Origin of the sequence: Clostridium sp. M62/1 (assembly GCF_020736365.1) — a bacterium.
Lineage (GTDB): Bacteria > Bacillota > Clostridia > Lachnospirales > Lachnospiraceae > Otoolea > Otoolea saccharolyticum_A.
Genome location: NZ_CP085988.1, coordinates 1,727,856 through 1,750,840, shown reverse-complemented (window position 1 = coordinate 1,750,840; position 22,985 = coordinate 1,727,856). Strand labels below are relative to the sequence as shown.

The 22,985-nt window shown below is 52.4% G+C and carries 14 protein-coding genes and 2 tRNA genes; 1 reads left to right on the top strand and 15 read right to left on the bottom strand.

Annotation, left to right across the window (positions count from 1 at the left end; all coding sequences use genetic code 11):
* Nucleotides 1–3: 3 nt before the first annotated feature.
* From rsxC to LK436_RS08210, 11 genes are all read right to left on the bottom strand, one after another.
* Nucleotides 4–1,329: an electron transport complex subunit RsxC gene (gene rsxC / locus LK436_RS08260; protein ID WP_008395638.1), complete on the bottom strand. Its 1,326-nt coding sequence runs from the start codon at nt 1,327–1,329 to the stop codon at nt 4–6.
* 356 nt (nt 1,330–1,685) lie between these two features.
* The gene (locus LK436_RS08255; RefSeq protein ID WP_044930611.1) at nt 1,686–4,871 is read right to left on the bottom strand and encodes an AAA family ATPase; all 3,186 of its coding nucleotides are present in this window, start codon (nt 4,869–4,871) and stop codon (nt 1,686–1,688) included.
* Nucleotides 4,868–6,055, bottom strand: coding sequence for an exonuclease SbcCD subunit D (locus LK436_RS08250; protein WP_008395640.1), 1,188 nt, complete (start codon nt 6,053–6,055; stop codon nt 4,868–4,870). Before LK436_RS08250 ends, LK436_RS08255 begins: the two co-directional genes overlap by 4 nt.
* Nucleotides 6,052–6,516 (bottom strand): hypothetical protein, encoded by a 465-nt coding sequence (locus LK436_RS08245; RefSeq protein ID WP_021966306.1) that lies wholly within the window; start codon nt 6,514–6,516, stop codon nt 6,052–6,054. Before LK436_RS08245 ends, LK436_RS08250 begins: the two co-directional genes overlap by 4 nt.
* Before the next feature lie 203 nt (nt 6,517–6,719).
* A complete protein-coding gene (locus LK436_RS08240) occupies nt 6,720–7,046 on the bottom strand; it encodes a cupin domain-containing protein (RefSeq protein WP_008395643.1) in 327 nt (108 codons plus the stop codon).
* A gap of 33 nt (nt 7,047–7,079) precedes the next feature.
* Nucleotides 7,080–8,093, bottom strand: a complete 1,014-nt coding sequence (locus LK436_RS08235; RefSeq protein WP_044930613.1) for a reverse transcriptase family protein — start codon at nt 8,091–8,093, stop codon at nt 7,080–7,082.
* A 1,265-nt stretch (nt 8,094–9,358) separates the two neighbouring features.
* The gene (locus tag LK436_RS08230; protein ID WP_008395650.1) at nt 9,359–10,192 is read right to left on the bottom strand and encodes a PRD domain-containing protein; all 834 of its coding nucleotides are present in this window, start codon (nt 10,190–10,192) and stop codon (nt 9,359–9,361) included.
* A 23-nt stretch (nt 10,193–10,215) separates the two neighbouring features.
* On the bottom strand, nt 10,216–12,447 hold the full coding sequence (locus LK436_RS08225; protein ID WP_021966357.1) for a PTS transporter subunit IIABC: 2,232 nt from the start codon (nt 12,445–12,447) through the stop codon (nt 10,216–10,218).
* A 408-nt stretch (nt 12,448–12,855) separates the two neighbouring features.
* Nucleotides 12,856–14,655, bottom strand: a complete 1,800-nt coding sequence (locus LK436_RS08220) for a hypothetical protein (RefSeq protein WP_147594797.1) — start codon at nt 14,653–14,655, stop codon at nt 12,856–12,858.
* A gap of 160 nt (nt 14,656–14,815) precedes the next feature.
* Nucleotides 14,816–15,325, bottom strand: coding sequence for a CarD family transcriptional regulator (locus LK436_RS08215; RefSeq protein WP_008395655.1), 510 nt, complete (start codon nt 15,323–15,325; stop codon nt 14,816–14,818).
* Nucleotides 15,326–15,478: 153 nt separating this feature from the next.
* A complete protein-coding gene (locus LK436_RS08210) occupies nt 15,479–15,616 on the bottom strand; it encodes a hypothetical protein (protein WP_156796955.1) in 138 nt (45 codons plus the stop codon).
* A gap of 156 nt (nt 15,617–15,772) precedes the next feature.
* Between LK436_RS08210 and LK436_RS08205 the strand changes: the two genes are divergently transcribed.
* Nucleotides 15,773–15,844: transfer RNA gene (locus LK436_RS08205), tRNA-Glu, on the top strand.
* Between the two features lie 328 nt (nt 15,845–16,172).
* Here the strand turns inward: LK436_RS08205 and LK436_RS08200 are convergent.
* From LK436_RS08200 to LK436_RS08185, 4 genes are all read right to left on the bottom strand, one after another.
* Nucleotides 16,173–16,697, bottom strand: a complete 525-nt coding sequence (locus LK436_RS08200; RefSeq protein ID WP_008395658.1) for a nitroreductase family protein — start codon at nt 16,695–16,697, stop codon at nt 16,173–16,175.
* Nucleotides 16,698–16,926: 229 nt separating this feature from the next.
* Nucleotides 16,927–16,998: transfer RNA gene (locus tag LK436_RS08195), tRNA-Glu, on the bottom strand.
* 206 nt (nt 16,999–17,204) lie between these two features.
* Nucleotides 17,205–19,874 (bottom strand): hybrid sensor histidine kinase/response regulator, encoded by a 2,670-nt coding sequence (locus tag LK436_RS08190; RefSeq protein ID WP_008395659.1) that lies wholly within the window; start codon nt 19,872–19,874, stop codon nt 17,205–17,207.
* A gap of 242 nt (nt 19,875–20,116) precedes the next feature.
* Nucleotides 20,117–22,741, bottom strand: a complete 2,625-nt coding sequence (locus LK436_RS08185; protein WP_008395661.1) for a heavy metal translocating P-type ATPase — start codon at nt 22,739–22,741, stop codon at nt 20,117–20,119.
* Nucleotides 22,742–22,985: the final 244 nt, after the last annotated feature.

Sequence of the window (22,985 nt, the reverse complement as noted above, 5' to 3'; positions counted from 1 at the left end):
CTCCTACTTTCTGCGGCTTGCCGCAACAGCCTTTCTCATTTCCTTGAAGGCCTGAGTTAACGGCCTCTTGGCCGGACAGGTAAACGCGCAGCATCCGCACTCCACGCACTCCATGCCGTTTAATTTCTGGAAGCCCTCCAGATCGCCTCTCTCGGCAACGGACATCATAAGCTGTGGAACCAGGTGCTCAGGACATACATCCACGCAGCGCCCGCAGCGGATACATGGAGTCGGCTCCTGTGCCGCAACCTCATCCTTTGTGAAAGTAGTCAGCGCAGAGGAGGTCTTGGCTACCGGGAAGTCTGTGGAGAACAGCGCCTGTCCCATCATGGGGCCTCCGGAAATCATTTTTTCCGGCTGCTCCTTAAAGCCTCCGGCTGCCTCAACCAGACGGTTGTAGCTTGTTCCCAGCCTTACCTCAAAGTTCTGCGGATTTGCAATGGCATCGCCGGTTACTGTGATAATCTTTCTGATAAGCGGAGTGGATTCGCACACTGCATTATAAATAGAGACAACCGTGTCAATGTTGTCCACCACGCAGCCTGCATCCGCCGGCAGCATGGAGGAGTTGATCTCTCTCTTTGTCACCGCGTAAATCAAAGTACGCTCGCCGCCCTGGGGATACTTTGTAAGAAGAGGACATACCTCGATTCTCGGCTCATCCTTCACCATCTCGGTAATCTTCTTAATCGCCTCCGGCTTATTGTTTTCAATACCGATCACGCCCTTTGCATTGTCAAAGAGCTGTAAGATGACCTTCAGTCCGCCGATAATCTTCTCCGGCTGCTCCATCATAAGCCTGTAATCGCTTGTCAGATACGGCTCACACTCAGCGCCGTTTACGATTACTGTGTCAATGGCAGCGTCGTCCTTTGGAGTCAGCTTTACATGTGTCGGGAAGCCTGCTCCTCCCAATCCGACAATTCCTGCATCCTTAATGATGCCGCGAATCTCTTCCTTGGAGAGCTTGGTGTAATCCCTCTTCTCACCGAATCCTTCTGCCGCGTTGTCCTGTCCGTCGTTCTCCACAACAATGGAGTCAACCATGGCGCCGTTCGCCACCAGCCTAGGCTCAATCCCCTTCACCGTGCCGGAGACGGAACAGATGACATTGGCAGAAATAAAGCCGCCGGCCTCAGCAATTATCTGGCCTTTTAATACCTGATCGCCCTTCTTAACAAGAGGACGGGCAGGAGCGCCGATGTGCTGGGACAGCGGGAATACCATCTCTTCACCCTGAACCGGGGGAAGAATCTGAATCGGTTTATCCTCAGACAGTTCTTTGCCCTCGAATGGATGAATACCGCCTATAAATGTAGCCAAACCCATCTAATAAACCCTCTTTCTCTAGTTTATTTTCTTCCCTGTAAAAAATGTGAATTATATGTCACAATTTCACAGTAAGAACCATCGAAAATAGTATACCATAGTGAAAAAAAATTAACAATTGGAAAATTTAACGTAATCATAATAATCGGTGTATAAATTTCAGTACACCTGAGCCGTGCGAAGGGAAAGAAAGGAAAAGCAGGCGGGGAGCTTGCTCACCGTATGCTTTCTCCTTCTTTCCCTTCATGGGGCGAAGCCCCTAAGCGAGGAAAACCATAGGTTTTCCTCGCTTTCTGCACGGCGGGCTAACGCTTTCCCGCCGCTTTTGCTCCTGCGAAGGAAACCTCTTCTCCCGCCTACTCTTCCGTCTCCAGACGGATGAAGCTACCTTCCTCCCCCTTTTTCACTACGATTTTCCTTCCCATCTGCTCTCTCAGCTCTGCCACGTGGGAGATAATGCCGATCATGCGCTTTCCGCCTGACAGCTCTTTGAGAACGGAGATCGCCCTGGCTCTGGCCTCATCATCCAGCGAGCCGAAGCCCTCGTCGATAAACAGCGCATCCATCTCCACGCTCCCCGCCGTATTCTGGATCACATCTGCCATGGCGAGAGCCATGGAAAGGGCCGCCAGAAAGGCCTCGCCGCCGGAGAGGGTTTTCACATCCCGGACGCTGTCTGTGTCCACACTGTATACATCCAGATCCAGGCCTGCCTCCCCGCGCAGGCTGAGATCTCCAAACTCCCGGCACCGAAGGAGAAACTGCCCCTGCGTCATCCGCCTGAGCCTGATGTTTGCCGCATGGATCATCTGGGAAAAGTACTGTCTCTGCACATAGGTCTGGAAATCCATCCGCGCCGTGCCGCTCACCTTCCCGTCTGCAGCCAGGCAGAGACGGTTGACCGGCCCGTATTCTTCAAGAAGCCTCCTTCTCTTTCCAAGGAGCCTTTCAAGCTCCCTGCAGGCTCCCTCATTTTCCGCCAGTCTGGAGGCTGACTCAGAAAGCCTGAAAGAGGCAAGCCGCCGCTCCTGCTTCATGGCCTCTTCCTTCTCGAGGAGAGGCGAAAGCTCCTCCTCTTCTAATCCCTCCAGGCTTTTTTGGCACTGCAAAAGGGCGGAAGAGGCGGCAGTAAGACTCTGCTCGTACTGTGAAATATCAGCTTCCAGGCGCTCCTGTTCCCCCTCCTTAAGAATCGCACTCCTGTATTCCTCCTCTCCTGAAAATCCCATTTTCTGGAGAAGCTCCTGCCACTCACCGTAAATCTGCTCTTTCTGACTAAGAAGCTTCCTCTCTTTTTCCTCCTCGGAGGCCAGCCGCCCCTTCAGAAGACCGGTCTGCCTTCCAAGCTCCTCCTTCCTTTTTTCCGCCTTCTCCTTTTCGGCCAGGAGCTTTCCGGCAGCCTCCTGTATCCTGGAAAGCCTCTCCTCTGCCTGCTCACCTGTCTCAAAGAGGAGCTGCTTTTTCTGCTCCTCGTATCTCGCCTTCAGGCTGCTCAGCCTGGACTCCGTCCCTGCCAGCTCTCCGGAGAGTTCCTTTCTCTTCCTTTCCAGATCCTCTCTTTTTTTCTCCTCCTTCTCCATCAAAACGTCAATCTCTGACAGGCGGATCCTGGCCTTCTCCCACTCTTTTTCTTCCCGCTCTCTCTGCCTCTGCTCTTCCTGAAGTTCAAAAAACAGCTCTCTCATTTCCTGAAAGGCATTCTGCCTGTCAAAGACCGCGTGTTCTTTAACTTCATCCGCCCCTGGCTTTCTGATGGCCTCATACATAGCTTCACACTGGCTTTTTACTACCCCTGTCTCGGCTTTCAGGGCCCGCACACAGGCTAAGCGCTCTCTCGCAGCCCTGTCAGCCGTTTCTCTCACTTTCTTTGCACGATCCAGCTGTTCTGCCGTCACGCGCTCATCCAGAAGCCGGGCAGGGCAGGGATGGCTTAAGGAACCGCAGACCGGGCAGGGCTTTCCCTCCCTGAGCTCCTCTGCCAGAAGCCCCGCCTGGGACAGTATAAATATCCGGTACAGCCTGTCGTAGTCAGCGGCGGCCTGCTCATAGTTCCTGCTCTCCCTGCCCAGAATATCCTGCTCCTCTTTTAAGCGTTTCTCCCTCTCTTCCAGCTCCTTTAACTTTCGTCCAAGCTGGGTAACTTCGTCCTTTCTCTTTTTCAGCCGCTCTATCTCAGCCCTGCACCGTTCCAGGTTCAGGCCGCTGTCTCTTTTTTCCTCTCTCTCCGCCTTCAGGGCAGCCAGGCGTTTCAGACAGTCCTCCTGCCCTTCAGCAGAAGCCTCCTCCTCCCTCTTTGTCCTCTCCCTGCGAACCTCCTCTGCACGGATGGAGGCCATGCACTGTTCCAGCTCACGGTAGAGAGGAAGGGAGCGTTTCAGTTCCTGCTCCTGCTCTAAAAGCCCCGGCTGTTCTGCGCGGTATCTGCTTTCTGCCTCCCCGCTGTCCTTCTCTGCCTGCAAAAAATCTTCCGAGAGCGCTGAGAGTTTTTCCTTTATCTCCCCGAGCCTCTCCCCCGCTTCGATCCACTCTCCCTCCTTTTTCCTGGCTTCGTCCTCCTTCTGCCAGACCGGCGCCGCCTGCCTGCCCAGTTTTAGCCTTCTCTTTTTCTCTTCAAACACCTCCTGAGAACTCTGGAGCAGGCGCAGGTGTTCCTCCGCCGCTTTCTCCTGCTCTTTAAGCTCAGACACGCGCCGGGCTCTCTCAATCCTGCTGCCCAGCCTGTGCAGCTCATCGACCAGTCTCTCATCCTCCCTGCGCTCCTTCTCAGCCTCCATCCTGCTGAAGCTGCACGCCTCCTTTGAAACAGCCAGAATCTCCTCCGGGCAGCTCTCCAGGCTGGAAACTGCCTGCTCCCACCTGGGGGCAAGTCCGCTCTCCTCGGGCACACGGATGCGCTCAGCTTCCCGCAGGCAGAACTTCCCATTGTCCTCCAGCTTCTTTGCAAGCTCGCTGTTTCGCTCTCTGAGCTTTCGCTGAATCCGCTCATACACTCCTGTATCAAAAATTCTCGAAAAGATCTCCTTTCTCTCTCTGGAGCCTGCTGTTAGAAGCCTCATGTACTCCCCCTGGGCAATCATAGCCGTCTGTGAAAACTGCCCTCTGTCAACTCCCACAATCTCCCGTATTTTTTCATTGACATCTGAAATCTTTCCGGGAAATTCCGAGCCGTCCGGAAGAAACAGTGATACTCTGGCCGGCTGGGTCGTCATGGCCTGCTCCCCGTCCTTCTTCTTTCTCAGACTCGGACGTTCATAGGAGGGGCTTCTCACAATCCGGTAAACCTCTCCTCTGTCTGAAAATACCAGTTCCACCCTGGTCTCCTGCTTTGGTAAGGCAGACTGGCTGCGCATCATAGAGCCGTCCCTTCTCTGGCCGCTGGTCTCCCCGTAAAGGGCAAAGGCTATGGCATCAAAGATGGTGGTTTTTCCGGCTCCCGTATCGCCTGTGATCAGAAAAATCCCGTCCCCCAGAGCTTCAAAATCAATTTCCGTCTGCTTCAGGTAAGAGCCAAAAGCAGACATGACAAGTCTCAGCGGCTTCAATCCTCTTCCTCCTTCGCTTCCTCAATCACCTGGGCCATGAGCCTCTCCTCCTCCTCTGTCAGATCGCTGTTCAAAATCATGGAAAAGAACTGGCGAAACGCCTCCATGGGCTTTAACACGGGAATCGGCTCTTTTTCGTCTTCAAGTCTCCTTCTCGTCCTCTCATTGTCAATCCTTATCTCCAGAATGTGATCGTATTTCTCCCTCAGCTGTTCCCTGAAGTTGGCCGGTTCCCTCTCATCGGTCAGGACAATGCTTACAAAATCATGGCAGGACGGTTCAAAAGCCCGGCTCAGGACCTGTTTAAGGGTTCCTCTCTCCTTTCGCACGTCCTGAACCCCGGCTAAGGGCAGAAACGAGAGAAGGGGCTCCTCCCCCTTTCTTCCAAGCTCCACCATAACCACAGCCTTCCTGTGGCGCTCCTCACTGACGGAATACTTATAGGGTGTTCCGCAGTAGCGGGCGGACTCTCTTCCCACCCTCTGGGAGCCATGGAGGTGCCCCAGAGCGGCATAATCAAAGCAGTCAAGGGCTGAAATATCAATCTGGTCCAGCCCTCCCGCCATGAGCACAGCCGTTTCTGACTCACAGGTGTCCGGCTTTTCAGAGGCGCTCACAAAAAACTGGTGGCAGAGGATCACATTTCTCCTGCTGCTGTCAATCTCCTCCCTCTCAAGCATCAGCCGGAACGCCTGATCATAGGTGAGGCTCTGAACCGATATATCCTCCTGCTCACCGCTCTCTGCCGCCAAAAGCCGGCGCACGTACCCGGGTCTCATAAAAGGAAAGAGGTAGAAATCCACCTCCCCCCACCTGTCGGACAGCGTCACCCGCCTCAGGCGTTCCCCCTTCTCTGACGGAGGAAATGAACTGATAAAAATACGCTCCTTCTCGAGAATCTGCCCCGCAAAGCTCAGACGCTCCGGGCTGTCATGATTTCCGGCAATCACAAGCACCGGAATCCCGATCCCTGCCAGGCGTTCCAGAAATCCTCCAAATATGGAATATGCCTCCCCGGAGGGGACAGACTTGTCATAGATATCCCCGCAGATCAGAACCGCATCCGGCCGGTATTCCTCTGCATACCTCACTATCTGTCCCAGCACAGCCTCCTGGTTCTCCCTGAGGCTCCACCCGTTCAGCTGTTTTCCGATATGGAGATCGGAAAGATGAAAGAACTTCACGGTTCCACCTCCCTTTCCTCTCCGCTGCCCTCATAAACGAAATTGCCCGGCAGCGGCTTTTCCCTGACCTCCCCGGCCATCTCCTGTCCTGCTGTGTCGGACAGCACGCCCGCCGTCTCCTCGCCGCCTGTGCTGCCGTCCTCAACGATTATGCGGAGAACGGCATTTGTCTTCTTTCCGTCATAATAAACCGGAACCGTATATTCCCCCGGCTGTTCCAAACTGCATCCGCTCAGATCATATTCGAACAGATCCAGGGAAAGCCCCTCAACATCCGGAAAAAAGTCCGCCGGATCGATGGCCGGCTCCTGGCCGGTCTCTGTATGTATATAAATATCCGTCCTGGAATTCTCATCAAACATGAGCTGTTTATCCGGCCTCTTCCCCTGAAGAGCCAGAAAAAGAAGGATGAGAACCAGAACCCCGCTGTATATGGTAAATCTGAATCTGTGTCGTTTCACTCCCTGCTCCTTTCGCTGTCCCTGCTGTTTTTCTGCGGCACTGTCTTTCTGCCATACTGTCTTTTCTGCCGGTGAGCCTTTCGTCTCTTCCGGCTTTTGCATGCCCGATCACAAAGGCCTGACATCCGGAACTATGCCGCATTCCTGCGGATTTTCATTCCACGATGCCAGGCTGGCTTTCCTGCTCTGCGCAAAATTTTATCTTAATCCGGAATAATCAGAGCCATAAACACCAGCTCCTCCTCCGTGTTATTTGCGATCCCGTGCCCGCAGCCGTCAGGGGTAAAGGTACGGTCTCCCGGATTTACAATCCTTGTGGTTCCATTGTCATTATACTCGCCCTGCCCTTTTACGATATAGTAGGTTTCGCTCTCCCTGCTGTGAACATGGTAACCCAGGGAACACCCTGCCGGGATCGTCACCTCGGCAAACATCTTGCACTTTCCATTTAACTCCTCTTCATTCAGGATGCGCTTAACAAAAATCGTTCCTTTTCCTCCGTTGGCATTCTCTCTTCTCTCAATCTCCATGATCTTGTCCTCCTTATTGGATGGGTGAACCGCTCATCCCTTCTGATTTTTCTGTGCCCTTCTCTCTCTGAGGGCTTTCAGCTGCTCCCGGAAATACTCCCTCTCCTGTTCAAACTCCTTTGCGCCGGGGCTGACGCTCAGAGCATATTCAAGCCTTCCTAAAAGCCTCATCAGAAAGTGCTCCTCACTCTCACTTTCTGCCAGGCCCAGGCGCTCCATATGGCTCTCCGTCCCGAATCTGCGGCAGTAATAGCATTCCATGCGAAGCTGTCTTCTCAATTCTTTTGGAAGCTGCACCTTCTCATTGACCGTAAGGCCCGTCACCTCCTGGCGGCAGTTTTTCCCGTAAACTCCCGTCTTTTTCCAGTTCAGCCTCATGCCCCTCTCAGACAGAAAGCCGGAAACCTTCCGGATGACTTTGCCCGCATCAAAGCTGCCGGAAAAGGTCATGTCGTCGCAGTAGCGGCTGTATCTGATATTTCTCTCGCGGCACCAGAGTCCCATATGCTCATCAAAGGGCCGCATCACCAGATTGGAAATGGCCGGAGAAGCAGGAGAGCCCTGGGGAAGCCTTCCTCTCAGACAGCACAGGGAAGTCAGAAGACCTCTCACCTGGGGAGGGAACACAGTTCCTGGAAACGCCAGCCCATAGACGCTGGAGCTGGTTATGCTTCCGAAAAAGTCATGAATATCCAGCTTGAGAATCTTTTCCTGCCCCGTATGGACAGCCGCATTTTCCCTGATTCCCACTCCCTTCCTGTAGGCGTATGCCTGTTCAGAAAGTTCAAGTCCGGAGAGAACATTCCTAAGAATCCGCCGCTGTACTGCCTTCAGTGTGCTGTCTGGAACCATCAGATGCCGGACACCTCCCGTCCGTTTCGGGATCACCGCCTCCCTGTAATGGCGGGACGCATGATTGCTCAGTTCGTAGAGGACAGAAAGCTCCTGCTCCTCTGTGAGGGAGGCATAGCCCAGAAGTTTCATTGAGAGAATCATCTCCACGCACTGCCTGCTGCTGCAGTGATTCCACAGCCCTGTCTCTCCCATCTTAAATCCCTTCCTCTCCTGTACAGTCACAGCCTGCAGCCTCAGTCAGTCTCACAGCATTCAGGCGGGCGGCACTGTCACAGCAATGCCGAATCTTCGGAGCCGTACTGAATATCCCCGCAGGGGATACCGGCGTTCATGCACCGCATGGGCGCTCCCTGTACGGTGCAGATGATTTGGAAGGCAGACAGCGCTGCCTGCCCCTCCCTTCTGACAAAAAGAGCGACTCGCTCCTTTGGGAACCCTTATGTTCCATTCGCTGCCGCGCGCCTGTTTTTTCCAGGTCTTACGCTTTCCCGGCGCTTTGACCTCCCGGAATGCTTCAGCGGCAGCCCGGCCTGATATTCTCAGGACGCAGGCCAGCCGCATCTGGTATCATCTTATCACACCCCTTCCAAAAAAGAAAGTAGCTAAATTCTGCCCGTTCACTGCCTCCTTTCTCCCGGGCTGTATTGTTCATAATTTCTTCACAGCTTTTACATATTTTTTTCACACTCTCCTGTTATGCTTAGGACAGTTAAAAAAGTCACTGCTTTTTTAGCTGAGGGGCAGGAATTCTCCTTCCTTAGGGAAGACAGAACCCTGCCGGCACTATCGTTTGATTGAACGCGGCGAACAGACGACTGTTCCCGCCTTCATGAAACAATCCGTCTGCAGACTTGCCTGTTGATAATCTCAGATGGGTTGGAGCCGTTACAAATTCTTTTTCATACACGCCGGCAGTCAGAGATGGCTGCCGGCTCCTCCCTTTTTTAGAGATTTTTTCTGCATTTTCCTATTTTTTAACGAAAAATTTCTATTTTTTTCTTGAAGCTGTCCTGACTTTCGCTTATAATAGACAACAGGCGCACAGAGTATCTCTGCGCGGCCCATCTGCCCCGGTTCCGAAAGGAGTGCAGCCTTCCCGGGCTGTATCGCAGGTGTCCAGTCTCACTCTTTCTTATCCTGGGAACACACTGCGGCCGGGGCACTTTTATATTTCCCTCCTTTTTATTTTATTCCTCTTTCTTTCCTTCCTCTTTCTTACCGTTCCTTCCTCCTGAACTGGAATCTCAGGTTAAACGGCAGCCCACCGGCCCGAAGCAGCAGGCGGCATCACAAAAATGACCAGACGCCGCCATATTCCGGCTCTCTTTTGCATCTGCGAAGAAAGCCCACAAGGCAGCTCTGGTCATTTCCTTTTAAAACAGCTTTTTTATGTTTCAGATCACTTATTTTTCATCACTTATTTTTCGCTTCTGCAGTCCGGCCTATACACGCTTCAGTCACTCCTGCTCCATCTGTGCGACCCGCTCTATATGGATTCCCAGAAAACCCACTTCCTGCTGAAGCATGGGCTTTTTTAATTCCTCTTCCATATAGCGGCAGATCCTCTCGGCCAGGGCGTAGGCTCTGGGGAAGCTGGTGCGGGCGTACTCCTCCATATCCAGGTTTACCCTTTCTCCCCGGAGTGTCCGAATCAGCATATACCGGATATGGCTCACCAGACGGTTGTAGCCCAGGGACTGAACAGGGATCCGGATTCCCATCCCCTCCTCGATCATGGCAACGCTCTCTGTCACCAGACGGGCAGTGGTCATGGACTGCTCCACATCCTCATCGGAGAGGGCAGAATGAATGTGGAGGGTAATAAACCCTGCCTCATCCTCGGAAATCTTCTGCCCTGCAAACTGTTCGAGGAGCTTCCTCCCCTTCTGGGCAACCTCGTATTCCTCCGGGAACAGGGCTCTGATGTCCTGGTTAAAGGGGTTTAAAAATTCTCTGCCCTCCCTGGCCCGCTGAACTGCCAGGGCAATGTGATCTGCCAGAGGCAGCAGGATATCCCTGCTGACATTTTTAAACCTTTTTTCCGCCTCGTCGATAATGCGGCCTGTGATTTCCAGAAACAGCGGATCCATCCCGTTGACCACCTGGAGGGCAGTATCCTCGCTGTGTCTTGTCTCCGCGGTATAGACATTGGCCTTTCCCGCGTCCTCGAAACGCTCCCCCGTCTTTTTTCCAAAGCCGATGCCGTTTCCGAGGAAAATCACTTCCTTTTTTCCGTCCATATCGTAGGCCAGGACTCCATTATTATTCAGAACCTTAATCACCCGGTACATTTCCGTTCCCCCTGCTTTACAGATTATCGGAGCTCTGCCGCAGCGTCCAGGGCCTCTGCATGGGAAACTGCTGTACAGATTTCCTCTCCTTCCTTCAGTCCCGTAAAGACAGTCAGGCATACATCAGACGGCGCGTGCTCTCTGATATATTGTAAATCAAACTCCATGAGTTTGTCACCTCTTTTTACGCTGTCTCCGTCTTTTACAAACACCTCAAAGCCCTTTCCATCCAGCTTAACCGTATCGATTCCGATGTGGAGAAGAAATTCCACTCCGTCCTTTGTCTTTAAGCCGATGGCGTGCTTGCTGGGGAACACGAACACAATCTCTGCATCCTCCGGTGCCAGAACAATTCCGTTCTCAGGCTCTACCAGGAAACCATCTCCCATCATTTTACCTGCAAAGGCCGGATCCGGAGCCTCCGTGATAGGCTTAACCGTTCCCGTAAACGGGGAGTAGAGTGTTCGGCCCTTTTTCACTGGTGATTCGGCCTCCTGTGATTCGGATTTCTGTGATTCGGCCTCCTGCACCCCGGCCTTCTCCCCGCTCTTTGCTTCGGTCTCCTCCACGCCTGAAGAAACTTTCTCCTCCACGGCAGCCGCTTTTTCGCTGTACTCTGTGTCAGGGGCTGCCGCCAGGTAGCTTTCCAGGTTGGACTTAATGACAGACACCTGAGGACCGTAGATCACCTGGACTCCCTGGCCTTTTTTGATCACTCCCACTGCCCCTGTAGCCTTCAGCAGCTTTTCATCCACCAGCTCTGACTTTTCCACAGAGCAGCGAAGTCTTGTGGCACAGCAGTCTACAGACGTAATATTTTTCTTTCCTCCCAGGGCATTTGCAATGGCCTCGCTGCGGCTGTCTCTGCCGTCCCCGGCTGGGCTGTTTCCTCTTTCGTCCTTCTGAGCTTTTCTGGCATTGACATCTGCCTTTGTGTAGAGCTTTGTCTCCTCCGTGTCATCCTCACGTCCCGGTGTCTTTAAATCAAACTTCTTAATCAGGAAGCTGAAGATAAAATAGTACAGGAAGAAATAAATAATTCCAGCCGGGATAATGCGGATCCAGCTTGTCTTGTCATTTCCCTGAAGGATGCCAAAGATCAGAAGATCCAGAAATCCTCCCGAGAAGGTAAGTCCCACGGCTATGTTCAGCATGTGGGCAATCATATAGGCGGCTCCCGCCAGCACTACCTGGACGGCAAACAGCATGGGGGCTACAAACAGGAAAGAGAACTCGATGGGTTCCGTAATTCCCGTAAGCATACAGGTCAGGGCCGCTGACAGGAGAAGTCCGCCCGCTGCCTTTTTCTTTTCAGACTTGGCCTGGCGGTACATGGCGAGCGCTGCTCCCGGAAGCCCGAAGATCATGAAAATGAACTCGCCGGAGAAATATCTCGTGGCGTCTGCGCTGAAATGCACCACATCCGGGGAAGCTAACTGGGCAAAGAAAATATTCTGGCCGCCCTGGATCAGCTGCCCGTCCACCATCATCGTTCCGCCTACAGCTGTCTGCCAGAACGGCAGATAGAATACATGGTGCAGTCCGAATGGAATCAGCGCCCTCTTGACAATTCCGAAAATCAGGGTTCCCAGGTATCCGGTTCCCGTTACAAGGCCGCCCAGGGCGAAAATGCCGTTCTGAACAACCGGCCAGATGAAATACATGAGAATTCCCACAAACAGATACACAACGGTTGAGATAATCGGCACAAACCGTGAACCCCCGAAGAAAGAGAGCGCGTTGGGAAGCACAATTTTATGGAACCTGTTGTGCAGCGCCGCAACGCCCAGTCCCACGATGATGCCTCCGAACACTCCCATCTGCAGTGTCTGCATACCGCAGACGCTGGCGATGGTTCCGTCTAAGACTCCCTCTGCCACGCTTCCGTCAGACAGCACCTTTCCGCTGATCAGCAGCACCGCATTGATGGAGATATGCATAACAAAAAAGGCGATCAGGGCGGACAGGGCGGAAACCTCCTTCTCCTCCTTAGCCATACCGATGGCAACGCCCACCGCAAAGATAAGGGGCAGATTGTCAAAAATGACATTTCCCGCCTTGCTCATAATCAGGAGCAGGGCATTTAACACAGTCCCATCGCCGAGAATGCTCTCCAGGTGATAGGTTGAAATCGTTGTGGCGTTCGTAAAGGAGCTTCCGATTCCGAGAAGCAGTCCCGCCACAGGCAGAATCGCGATGGGAAGCATGAAGCTGCGCCCCACTCGCTGAAGTACGCTGAAAATCTGGTCTTTCATACTTTTCTTCCTTTCCTCTTTTTCTTTTTTCTTTTTCATAGTGTTTCCCCGTTTTCTGCCATCATAAACGCCAGAAAAGCCTTCATACCTTAAAAAGGCCTCCTCTGTTCAGCGTCTTTTCCCGGCGGAAAATGGGCAGGAATTTGCCAAAACAAAAAGGCATTAACCATCCGGACTGTGTCTCACAGCTTCAGATACACTGACAGCGTCTGAAACACAATCCAAATAGTTAATGCCTGCCTTACCAGTAACACACTATGACAATATGAGCGGAGTCTGTACAGCCCGTGCGGCCTCACAGAAAACCTCCGTTTTTTCGGTTCCCAGTATAGCGGAGAAACGGCTGTTTGTCAATATGGAATCTCTATAAGAATGAAGAACCAGGACCCCGGGCTGTCTGCTGCCCTTCTATGGCTCCAGACAGCCTAAGAGGGTGCAGATGCGCCTGGCGCAGGCCTCTGCCTCTGCCGCCTCCTCTGTATCCAGGCGGCTAAAAGCCTCTGCGATACCTTTCTCTCCAAGTCCCTGTATCCATTCTGCCATCTGAATGAGAGATTCCGCCTTCTCTTCCTCGAACGGCCGACCCCGGAAGTGCTCCTGCCGCTTTCCTCTTTCTCCGACTATCTGGAAGAAAGAAGCTGCCCCTCCAGTCACGGCCTTTCCCTCCTGATCCTCGCAGGGCCACAGAAATCTCTCCATCTCCCTTGCACATGAATATTCCGACCCTGTGTCCAGACTGCATATCACGAACAGATTGGAATTTCTGCAGCCTTCCCGGAGAGCCGGATGCACAAACAGAAAGCTCTCTGGGCGGTCAAAGGCTTTTAACTCCTCCCCCTCTCTCAGAAGTCTGCCGATTCCCCGGTTTACATCCTCCGTGAGCCGTTTCCTCCAGCTGCCGCTCTCCTTACTGTCCCATCCGTCAAGCTCCCTCTCTCTGCCCCTTCTGTCCAGGCCCAGAAATACACGGCGCACCGCTCCCGGCTGCCCTGCCGCCTCTGGAATCTGAAGCGTCTGGAAAAATGGCCTCAGCTCTTCCTGGTGCCTGGCAGCCGCCTCTATGTATTCCCGGTCAAACTCTGCCAGAATCTTCTCCCTCTGCTCCTTTTTGGCTTCCGTGAAAATAAGAGTCAGGGCCTTCACCCTCTTTCCCTCTCTGAAGAGAGAAAGCTGCGCCTGAAAGTGAAGCTCTACTGCTGCGCGAATTCTCTCTGTCTGTTTTTCTGTCTCTGCCTGCTTTTCTGTCTCCGCTTGCTTTTCTGTCTCTGCTTGCTTTTCTGTCTCTGCCTGCGGATTTTCTTCTGATATCTCTCCAGGCATCTTCTGAGGCACAGGCACTGCAAGGGGAGCCCTCACCGCTCCCTCTGCCAAAGCCTGTTTCAGAGGGAAGCTGAAGATCTTGTTGCACTCCTTCCACGGCTCCGACTCAAACCGCATGGTAAACAGCGGATTCAGCTCTTTCATGGCTTCCAGGGATTTGGAACTGTAGCCGCTGCCCTCGATTCGGCAGGGCTCATCCACCATAACAGCCGGGCGGACGGCACATATATCTTCCCAGAGAACCTGTCCGTACTCATCCTCTGCTCTCAGCCGGTTGGTCGCCCGGTTAAAGGCCTGTATGTTCATAATGCAGACAGAAAGATCCTTCGATTCCACAAACCTTGTGCTGATCTCTCCTGTGTGCTCACTGTTAAATGAAAAAACACATTTCTCCGGATCCGGATACCCCAGGTCTGTCATATATCCTGACAGCTTTCTCACCGACTCCTCCAGGCTCAGTCTGGCCGCCACAGAAGGCACAGCCACAATAAATTTAGTCAGCCCCAGAGCGCGGTTCATCTCCAGAATCATACGGAGCATGACAAAGAAACGTCCTTCTCCCTCCGGCATTTCCATGGTAAAGCAGCGTTCCTCCTGCGCAGAAAGGCCTGAGTTCATGGGGATGATTCCATTCTCCTTCTGAACCCGTTTCAGATTTTTTTCCAGGGCCTGCCCGTCAGCCATCGTTGGATTTCCCACCGGAATTCCAAAACCTGGAAAACAGATCCGGCCTTTTTCCTGAACCGCTGTTTTCTCGCCGGAAGCGTCCGTTTTCTCATCCTCTTCATCCGTCTTTTCAAACAATCCTCTGAACAGACGAAGCGCCGTCTTTACCGCCTCTGTCTGCCACCCGGCCTCTTTCCCCTGAACCGCCCTGTATCGCCTCATATCCTTTCCTCCCGTCCCTGTCATTCTCACCTTCAGGATATAAGGAAATTATACCATTTTCGACAGGAAAATAAAATATTTGACAGCCGGAAGATTTTACAGAGATCAGAAGCTGTCCGGCGCCTGCAGCCATCTTCCCATCTTCCTCTCTCTGCTGCACTCAGGCCTCCCCGGCGCCTATCTTTTCCTCTATGAAATCTTTTACCTTGTCACGCTCCAGATCCAGCGAGACGGCCAGCTCTCCGTACAGATTATCCTCTGCCAGTTTAAAGTAGCGGCTGTCTGCCGCTGTAATCTTTTTCCCCTCGCTCATCCGCTTCCTGCGCCGCAGATAAATGGTTTTGATAATCCGCACAAGCTCTCTTCCGTCGCAGGTGCGCACTGCTTCCCGGTATTCCTCCTCCCTCTTTCTCTCATTCTGAATCCAGAGGGGGCTTATCTCCCGCATCTGCCCTATCAGATCCATCGCCTCCTCCCTGGTCATCACAGGGCGCATCAGCACCTTCTGATTGTCCACGGGAGTGAAGATCGTGCTTCCCGGATCCCTGCAGGGAATCAGCGTATAGCAAAGCCGTTCTTCCTTCCCCGAGCCATAGGGAAGAATTCCCACCCGCTCCACCTTGCAGGCTCCGCTGCTCCCATAAATGATATACTCGCCTTCCTGAAACATAGTTTCTCATCCGCTCCTTTCTTTCATCTGTTTTTCTCAATACTCTGTTCTCCTCTTCCAGAAAAGCTTTCTTTTAAGAGATTTCTTAATTAGGAGGCTTTTTCAAGGCCTTCTTTTAGAAACTTTCTCATAAAAGATTATAAAGGACTTTCTTTAAGAGGCTTTCTTTAATTTTATCATCGATTTTTCCGTCATGTAAGCAGTTTCCGGAGCTTCGACAAATTTTTGTTCACTTTTCTCGCGTATCACGGTTCGGGATTTTGGGGGTTTTTGTGCAATTTTCTTATTCAATTCTCCCGCCTCCCTGGAGCATATTACAGCTCCCACAGAGACATTTTTAATTTTTTTATTTTTGTTAAAAAAACACTTGCATTTTTCCGGAAATATGATATACTATCCAAGTCGCAGGTGATACGGCAAAGAAACAGTAAATTAAAGAGTAGATAAGGCCTGTTGGTCAAGCGGTCAAGACGACGCCCTCTCACGGCGTAAACCCGGGTTCGATTCCCGGACAGGTCATTTAAAATGGACATCACAGAATTGTGATGTCTTTTTTCTGTTAGAAACCACAGCCCTTACCTGTATCCTTTCGCCCTATCCCCTCATGCTCTTTTTCCTCTGCATCTCCCCTTTCAGTTCTGCTCACAGGTATTTTTATATATTATTTCCAATTTTTAGGTTTTTTTTACACTCTGATAACAAAGAGGACACACTTTTTCGGTATGATAATCTCACAAACAAGGCAGAGCGCCTTTTCACATAAATTCTTTTTCATACTACTTCCCCTTTTCTGGCAGCCAGAGGCTGCCAGTTTTTCGTTTCAGAGAAGCCCTTAGGGATGGATGGCTCAGAATGTTCCGTAATGAACCTTCCCGCGCTCGGCCTCCTGCAGCAGATGAGGTTTCGGATGTTTCTCTGTAATTCCTACTGAGAGCACTGCCTCCAGGGCCAATCCCTCCGGCACTCCAAACAAACGGCGGCAGAATTCCTCTGTGCTCTCTCCTCCATCGGCCTTTCTAAGCCTTCCCTGAATCCAGCAGCTTCCAAGACCCAGGCTTTCTGCCATCAGATGCATGTTGCTCACAGCTATGGCACAGTCCTCCGTCCACACATCCGTTTTCTGAGGGTCTCCAAACACCAGAATGGCGCAGCCCGCCTTTTCCAGCATTTTCACTCCCCCCTCCCGGCATCTGGAGAGCCTGAGCAGAGCCTCCTTATCCTCCACCACCAGAAATTCCCATGGTCTCCTGTTACGCCCCGACGGAGAGAGCAGTCCGGCCTCAAGAATCTTTTCGATCTTTTCCTTCGGAACCGCCTCTCCCGTATATTCCCTGACACTCCTTCTGTTCAGCAAAAGCTCCATAAAATCCATATTCCGTCCTCCTTTTTACAGTTTGTTTTGCCCTTTTCCCCTGCGTTTCCATCCCGTCTTTTGTTTTTCGGATATTCCCCGCAGAATCTATAAAAATCTTACCACTCAGGCCTGCCTTTTGCAAGAAAGGCTTCCCGCGTCAGGAAGAAGGGCTTTCATCCCGCAAAAAATCCGGAAAAATCTGTACACGACAAAAAAGACACCACAACTCTGTGATGTCTTCCTCGAATGACCTGTCCGGGAATCGAACCCGGGTTTACGCCGTGAGAGGGCGTCGTCTTGACCGCTTGACCAACAGGCCTTATATGTTTTTTGCTTTACTGTTTTTTGCCGTATCACCTGCGACTCAGATAGTATATCACATCTCCGAAAAAATGCAAGTGTTTTTTTCAAAAAAATTAAAAATTTGTAACAGTTCAGCCATATATCTTCTTGCCCGCTTTCCAGCCAGGGCTGCTGCAGTTTCACCCAGCAGCCCTGGCCGGCTTTCTGCCCATCTGTTTTGGGCTAACCTTTTCCCCTCTTTTTCAGAACCCTCTCAATTTTCTCAACAACCTCTTTTAAATCAATAGGCTTGCTGATATGACCGTCCATGCCGCAGGCCATGCTCTTTGCCTTGTCCTCTGAGAAGGCATTGGCCGTCATAGCCAGGATGGGAATTTCCCGTCCGTCCTCCCTGTCCAAAGAGCGGATAATTCTTGTGGCCTCATATCCATCCATCACCGGCATCTGCACATCCATCAGAATTAGATCAAAAAATCCCGGCTCTGAGGTCTCAAAGGCCTCCACAGCTTCCTTTCCGTTTACTGCCGTTTCCACTTCTGCCCCAAAGGAGGAAAACAGCGTGACGGCGATTTCCCTGTTCAGATCATTGTCCTCCACAACCAGAAACCTGAGTCCGCCGAAATTTCCCTCCGGGAAGTTCTGAGATTTCTGAGCGGTTTTCTCCTCCTGCTTTTCCTCCTGCTTCTCCTGCTGTTTCTCTTTCAGCAGCTTTGTCAGAAGGGCGGAAAGTGTGGACTCAAACAGGGGCTTTTCCACCACGCAGGCTGCGCCGGCCAGCTCCGCGTCCCTTCGGATCTCGTCTGTGTCATAGGCTGTCACCAGCGCGGCGGCTATCTTTCTTCCAGGCAGCTTTCTGAGTCTCCTGATTGTCTCGACTCCATCGCCGGAGGGCATCTTCCAGTCTGCCAGGCAGACATCGTAATCCTCCCCGGCACTGTAGGCCAGACGGGCCTTTTCAACTGCCTCCTCGCAGGATATGGCCGTATCAGCCTTAGCTCCCAGCTTTTTCAGGAGGAGTTTTATATGAGTCAGGCAGTCGGGGTCGTCATCCACTGCCAGAACCCGCAGGTGGCTGAAGTCCGTCTCCCGCCTCTCACGGCTCTCACGGCTTTCCCTCTTCTCCACACGGCCAAAGGGCATGGTCAGAGTAAAGGTGCTCCCCTTTCCAACCTGGCTTGAGACGGTAAGCCTTCCATCCATCAGCTCAGCAAATCTTCTGGAGATAGACAGCCCCAGCCCGGTTCCTCCGTACACATGGCTGATGTCCTCATGTTCCTGCTCAAAGGGCATAAAAATCTTCTCATAGTTTTTCTCTTCTATTCCGCATCCTGTGTCGCTGACCTCAAACTTCAGCCAGACAGTCGTACTGTCCTCATCCATCTTGGCTATCCGCAGGACAATACTTCCTCCCTCCGGTGTAAATTTCAGCGCATTGGAGAGCAGATTCATGAGAATCTGGTTGACCCGCAGCGCATCCCCGAACAGCTCCTCTTCCATATCGCCCAGAAAGATCACATCGAAATTCAGCCCCTTATCTCTGGCCTGCCCGCTTATGACATTGCTGACAGACTCCAGAAACAGCCGGAAGTCAAACACATCTCTCTTTATCTCGATTCTTCCGCTCTCGATTTTCGACATGTCGAGAACATCGTTGATCAGCGTCAGAAGGTGGCGGGAGGAGAGATTGATTTTTCGGATGCAGTCCTCCACACGGCTGCTGTCGCCGAGATTCTGCATGGCAATCATTCCCATTCCGATAATTCCGTTCATCGGCGTGCGTATCTCATGGGACATGCGGGAAAGAAATTCGCTCTTTGCTCTGTTCGCCTTCTCAGCCTGCTGGATGGCAGCCTCCAGCTCCTTCTGGGTAGACAGAATCTGCGTCTGATCCGTCAGAACTGTGATGAAGCGATCCTCCCCCTCTGTCCATATCCGGTAGGTCTGCAGCAGGAAAATCCGCTCCCCGGCCAGGGCAGGATGACGGTAATGAAAGGTACAGCTCCAGTAGCTCTCCCCCACTGTGTCAAAGACCCGTTTTACCTTTTCTCTGTCCTGCTCATCCATATATTCAAACAGAATCGTCGGGGAAACCTTCTTCGGATCCGGTTTAAAGCCCAGAATTCTCCCGGCATTTTCTGAGATGTAATTCCGCTCCGGGTGGTGCAGATCATTGATCATGAAGATATTGTCAATATTTCTGGAGAGCAGCTCAAAGAGCTGATTCTGTCTCTTCAGCTGCTCTGTCTGTCTTCCCAGCAGATATTTATAGATGAAGAGAATGATCAGGGCTGCCCCGAATACCAGGCAGGACGTCAAAATGGCAAAAAAGCAGAAGCGGTCCGCCTCAAAGTAAAAATACTCCACCTTGTTTCTGGCAAAGTCGAGAACCTCCCCCAGCTGGCTGTCAAACTCCTGATACAGCTCCTCCAGGTGTCTGGTGCTGTAGCTTACAATCTCATCCTCGCTCCTGTCATCTGCGGCCGCATAATCCAGAAATGCATCCTGCTCTTTCCCGATCTCATCCATGAGCTCTGACAGGTTTTCCAGATCCTCCTGGTCTCCCAGATAGCTTTCCCTCAGAATTTCCATCTGGCGGTCTGTGTCCTCATAAATAAGGGAAATTTCACCTCGGATCTCCTCTACAACCTTTGGCGTATTAATGTGCTTTAACTGCTCAAAGCTGTTTCTGATCCGGTCCATATCATTCTGCAGCGTGCCGCCTGCATCCATCACCTGGAAGGGGTGGCGTCTGATATCATCCAGCCGTTCCATCAGATGGCGGACACTGAATATCGTAAACAGCACAAAGACGCTCAGCAGCACCACCAGGACCCAGCCGGAAACTTTTGAGATTTTCTGACTTTTGGCAAGCCTCTGTTTTTCTCTTTCCATCTGCGCTCCCCTCTTCTCTTTCTGTTAATCCTGAACTGTAACATCATACCACCTATCTGCAGGTTTTTCCAGTCCTGTGCCCTTCTTTCTTTTACTTCTCTCAGGTTTCCGGAGCTTTTCTGAAATTTTTCTGTTTTTTACCCGGTTTTTGCCAAGGATGGCGCCCCGCCGGGCACACCAAAAAACCGCCGTACAGGTTATCCCATACGGCGGTGCATCTGCCTGTGCGGCCTGAGAGGCTGCTACTGAATTCCAGTCACCTTGTAGTCCTGAGCCTCCACTGCCTCTTTTAACACATCGTCGGCCACCTGAGCGCTCATGGAAACCACAGCAGTTCCCTTCTCATGGCTTACCTGGGCCTCTGTCACTCCCGGAATGGCCTCCAGTGTCTTTTTCACCCTGGCCTCACAGTGTCCGCACATCATTCCCTCAATTGTCATTGTCTTTTCCACTATCTTTTCCTCCTTTTCTGCCCCCTGGCTGTTTCCATCCGGCCTCTCTGCAGGCTGACAGCTGCTTTCACAGCTCTCATTTTTAAACATTGCAGCCGTCTCTTGGCCATGGTGCTTTTTCTTTAATTTTTTATCCTTCGCCCCGTTCCTGATATCGAAAAAGTTCAGGCGCAGAGCGTTTGATACGACGCAGAAGCTGGACAGGCTCATAGCCGCAGCTGCGAACATGGGATTCAGCTTCCATCCAAACAGCGGGATCCAGACGCCGGCTGCAAGGGGAATCCCGATTACATTGTAGAAGAAGGCCCAGAACAGGTTCTCGTGGATATTTCTGAGAGCAGCCCGGCTCAGGCGGATAGCTGCCGGCACATCGCTCAGGCGGCTTTTCATCAGAACCACGTCTGCCGCGTCAATCGCCACATCCGTTCCTGCCCCGATGGCAATTCCGATATCCGCCCTGGTGAGAGCCGGGGCGTCATTGATTCCATCGCCTACCATGGTCACCTTCCCCTGTTCTCTGAGCTTTCTGATCACAGCCTCCTTACCGTCCGGAAGGACTCCGGCAATTACCTCGTCCACTCCGGCCTGGGCGCCGACGGCTTTCGCCGTCCTCTCATTGTCTCCGGTCAGCATGACGACACGGATTCCCATATTCTGAAGCTCCTTCACCGCCTTCGGGCTGTCCTCCTTGATAATATCAGCCACTGCGATGATCCCCGCAAGGGTCCCGTCTGCCGCAAACAGAAGAGGCGTTTTTCCCTCTCCGGCAAGCTCCTCTGCCCGGTTCCTCATCTGTTCAGAAACAGCTGCCTGACTGCTTACAAAGGAAAGGCTTCCTCCAAGCAGCTCTTTCCCGTCCAGCTTTCCTGACAGCCCGTTTCCCACAAGAGCCTCAAATTCCGTGACCTCAGCCCCGTTCAGCCCTTCCTCCTCCGCCTTCTTAAGCACTGCGCGGGCAAGAGGATGCTCGCTCTTTTTCTCCAGGGCACAGGCAAGGGAGAGAAGCTCCCGTTCTGCCACGCCTTCTGCAGGGATCAGGTCCGTCACATTCGGTTCACCAAGGGTAATCGTTCCCGTCTTGTCGAGAGCGACAATCTCTGTCTTTCCCGCCTCCTCCAGGGAAACAGCCGTCTTAAACAGAATGCCGTTTTTTGCCCCGATTCCATTCCCCACCATGATAGCTACCGGGGTGGCAAGGCCAAGGGCGCAGGGGCAGCTGATGACGAGGACGGAGATCCCCCTTGCCAGAGCAAAACCAAAGGTCTGGCCCAAAAACAGCCACACAAGAATCGTCACCGCTGAAATGGCAATTACCGCCGGGACAAAGACGCCTGACACCCGATCCGCCACCTTGGCAATGGGGGCTTTCGTCGCAGCCGCGTCGCTGACCATCTGGATAATCTGAGAAAATGTGGTGTCCTCACCGACTCTTGTGGCCTCGCAGCGGATAAATCCCGACTGGTTCAGGGTAGCCGCAGACACCTTATGGCCGGGCTCCTTGTCCACGGGAATGCTCTCCCCTGTCAGAGCCGACTCATTGACCGCGCTGCTTCCCTCTATAATCACTCCGTCTACCGGGATATTTTCTCCGGGACGCACCACGAAAATATCGCCCTTTGCCACCTCTTCAATGGAAACGGTCTCCTCCTTCCCGTCCTTTATGATGCAGGCAGTCTTGGGAGCCAGTTTCATCAGATTTTTCAGAGCATCCGTGGTTTTTCCCTTGGAGCGGGCCTCCAGCATCTTCCCGACTGTAATCAAGGTCAGGATCATGGCGGCAGATTCAAAGTAGAATTCATGCATATACCCCATCACCGCAGCCATGTCACCCTTCATCTGGGCATCTGTCATGGCAAACAGGGCGTAGGTGCTGTAAACGAAGGATACGCCGGAGCCGAGAGCAACCAGGGTATCCATGTTCGGCGCCCTGTGCCACAGGCTCTTAAAACCGCTTATAAAAAATTTCTGGTTAATCACCATCACCGCGATTGTCAGAAGGAGCTGCAAAAGCCCCATAGCCACATGGTTTGCGGCGAGAAAGGCCGGAACCGGCCACCCCCACATCATATGTCCCATGGAAAAATACATGAGAACGAGGAGAAAGCCAAGGGACCAGAGAAGCCGCCTTTTCAGCACAGGAGTTTCCCTGTCTTTCAGCATCTCCTCCCCCGTACTGGAACCTGCTCTCCTCGATGACTCCTTTGCGCTGCCGGTGCCTCCCTTTAAGGAAGCTCCGTAGCCTGCAGCTTCCACAGCCGCAATTATATCCTGAGGCTTTGCTGTACCTTCAACACCCATGGAATTTGTCAGAAGGCTAACGGAGCAGGAAGTCACGCCCTCCACCTTTGACACAGCCTTCTCCACACGGGTGCTGCATGCAGCGCAGCTCATACCTGTCACAGTGTACTGTTCCATCTGTATACCTCCTTTTCTGATAACATTGTATACCCTATTAGGGTATATGTCAAGAGATATTCCTCACTTTCGGATCCTTTCCAGATAGTCTGCCTTTTTAAAGGCAATTCTACGCATCCGGGCGGCTGTGATGTGATTGCAGAAGCAGGAGAGCGGTCCCGCCTGCATAAAAATCAGATTTCCTGCAATTTTCCTGCAATTTTTTTGCAATTTTCCTGCTGCTTCCCTGTACGTAAAGCTGCCT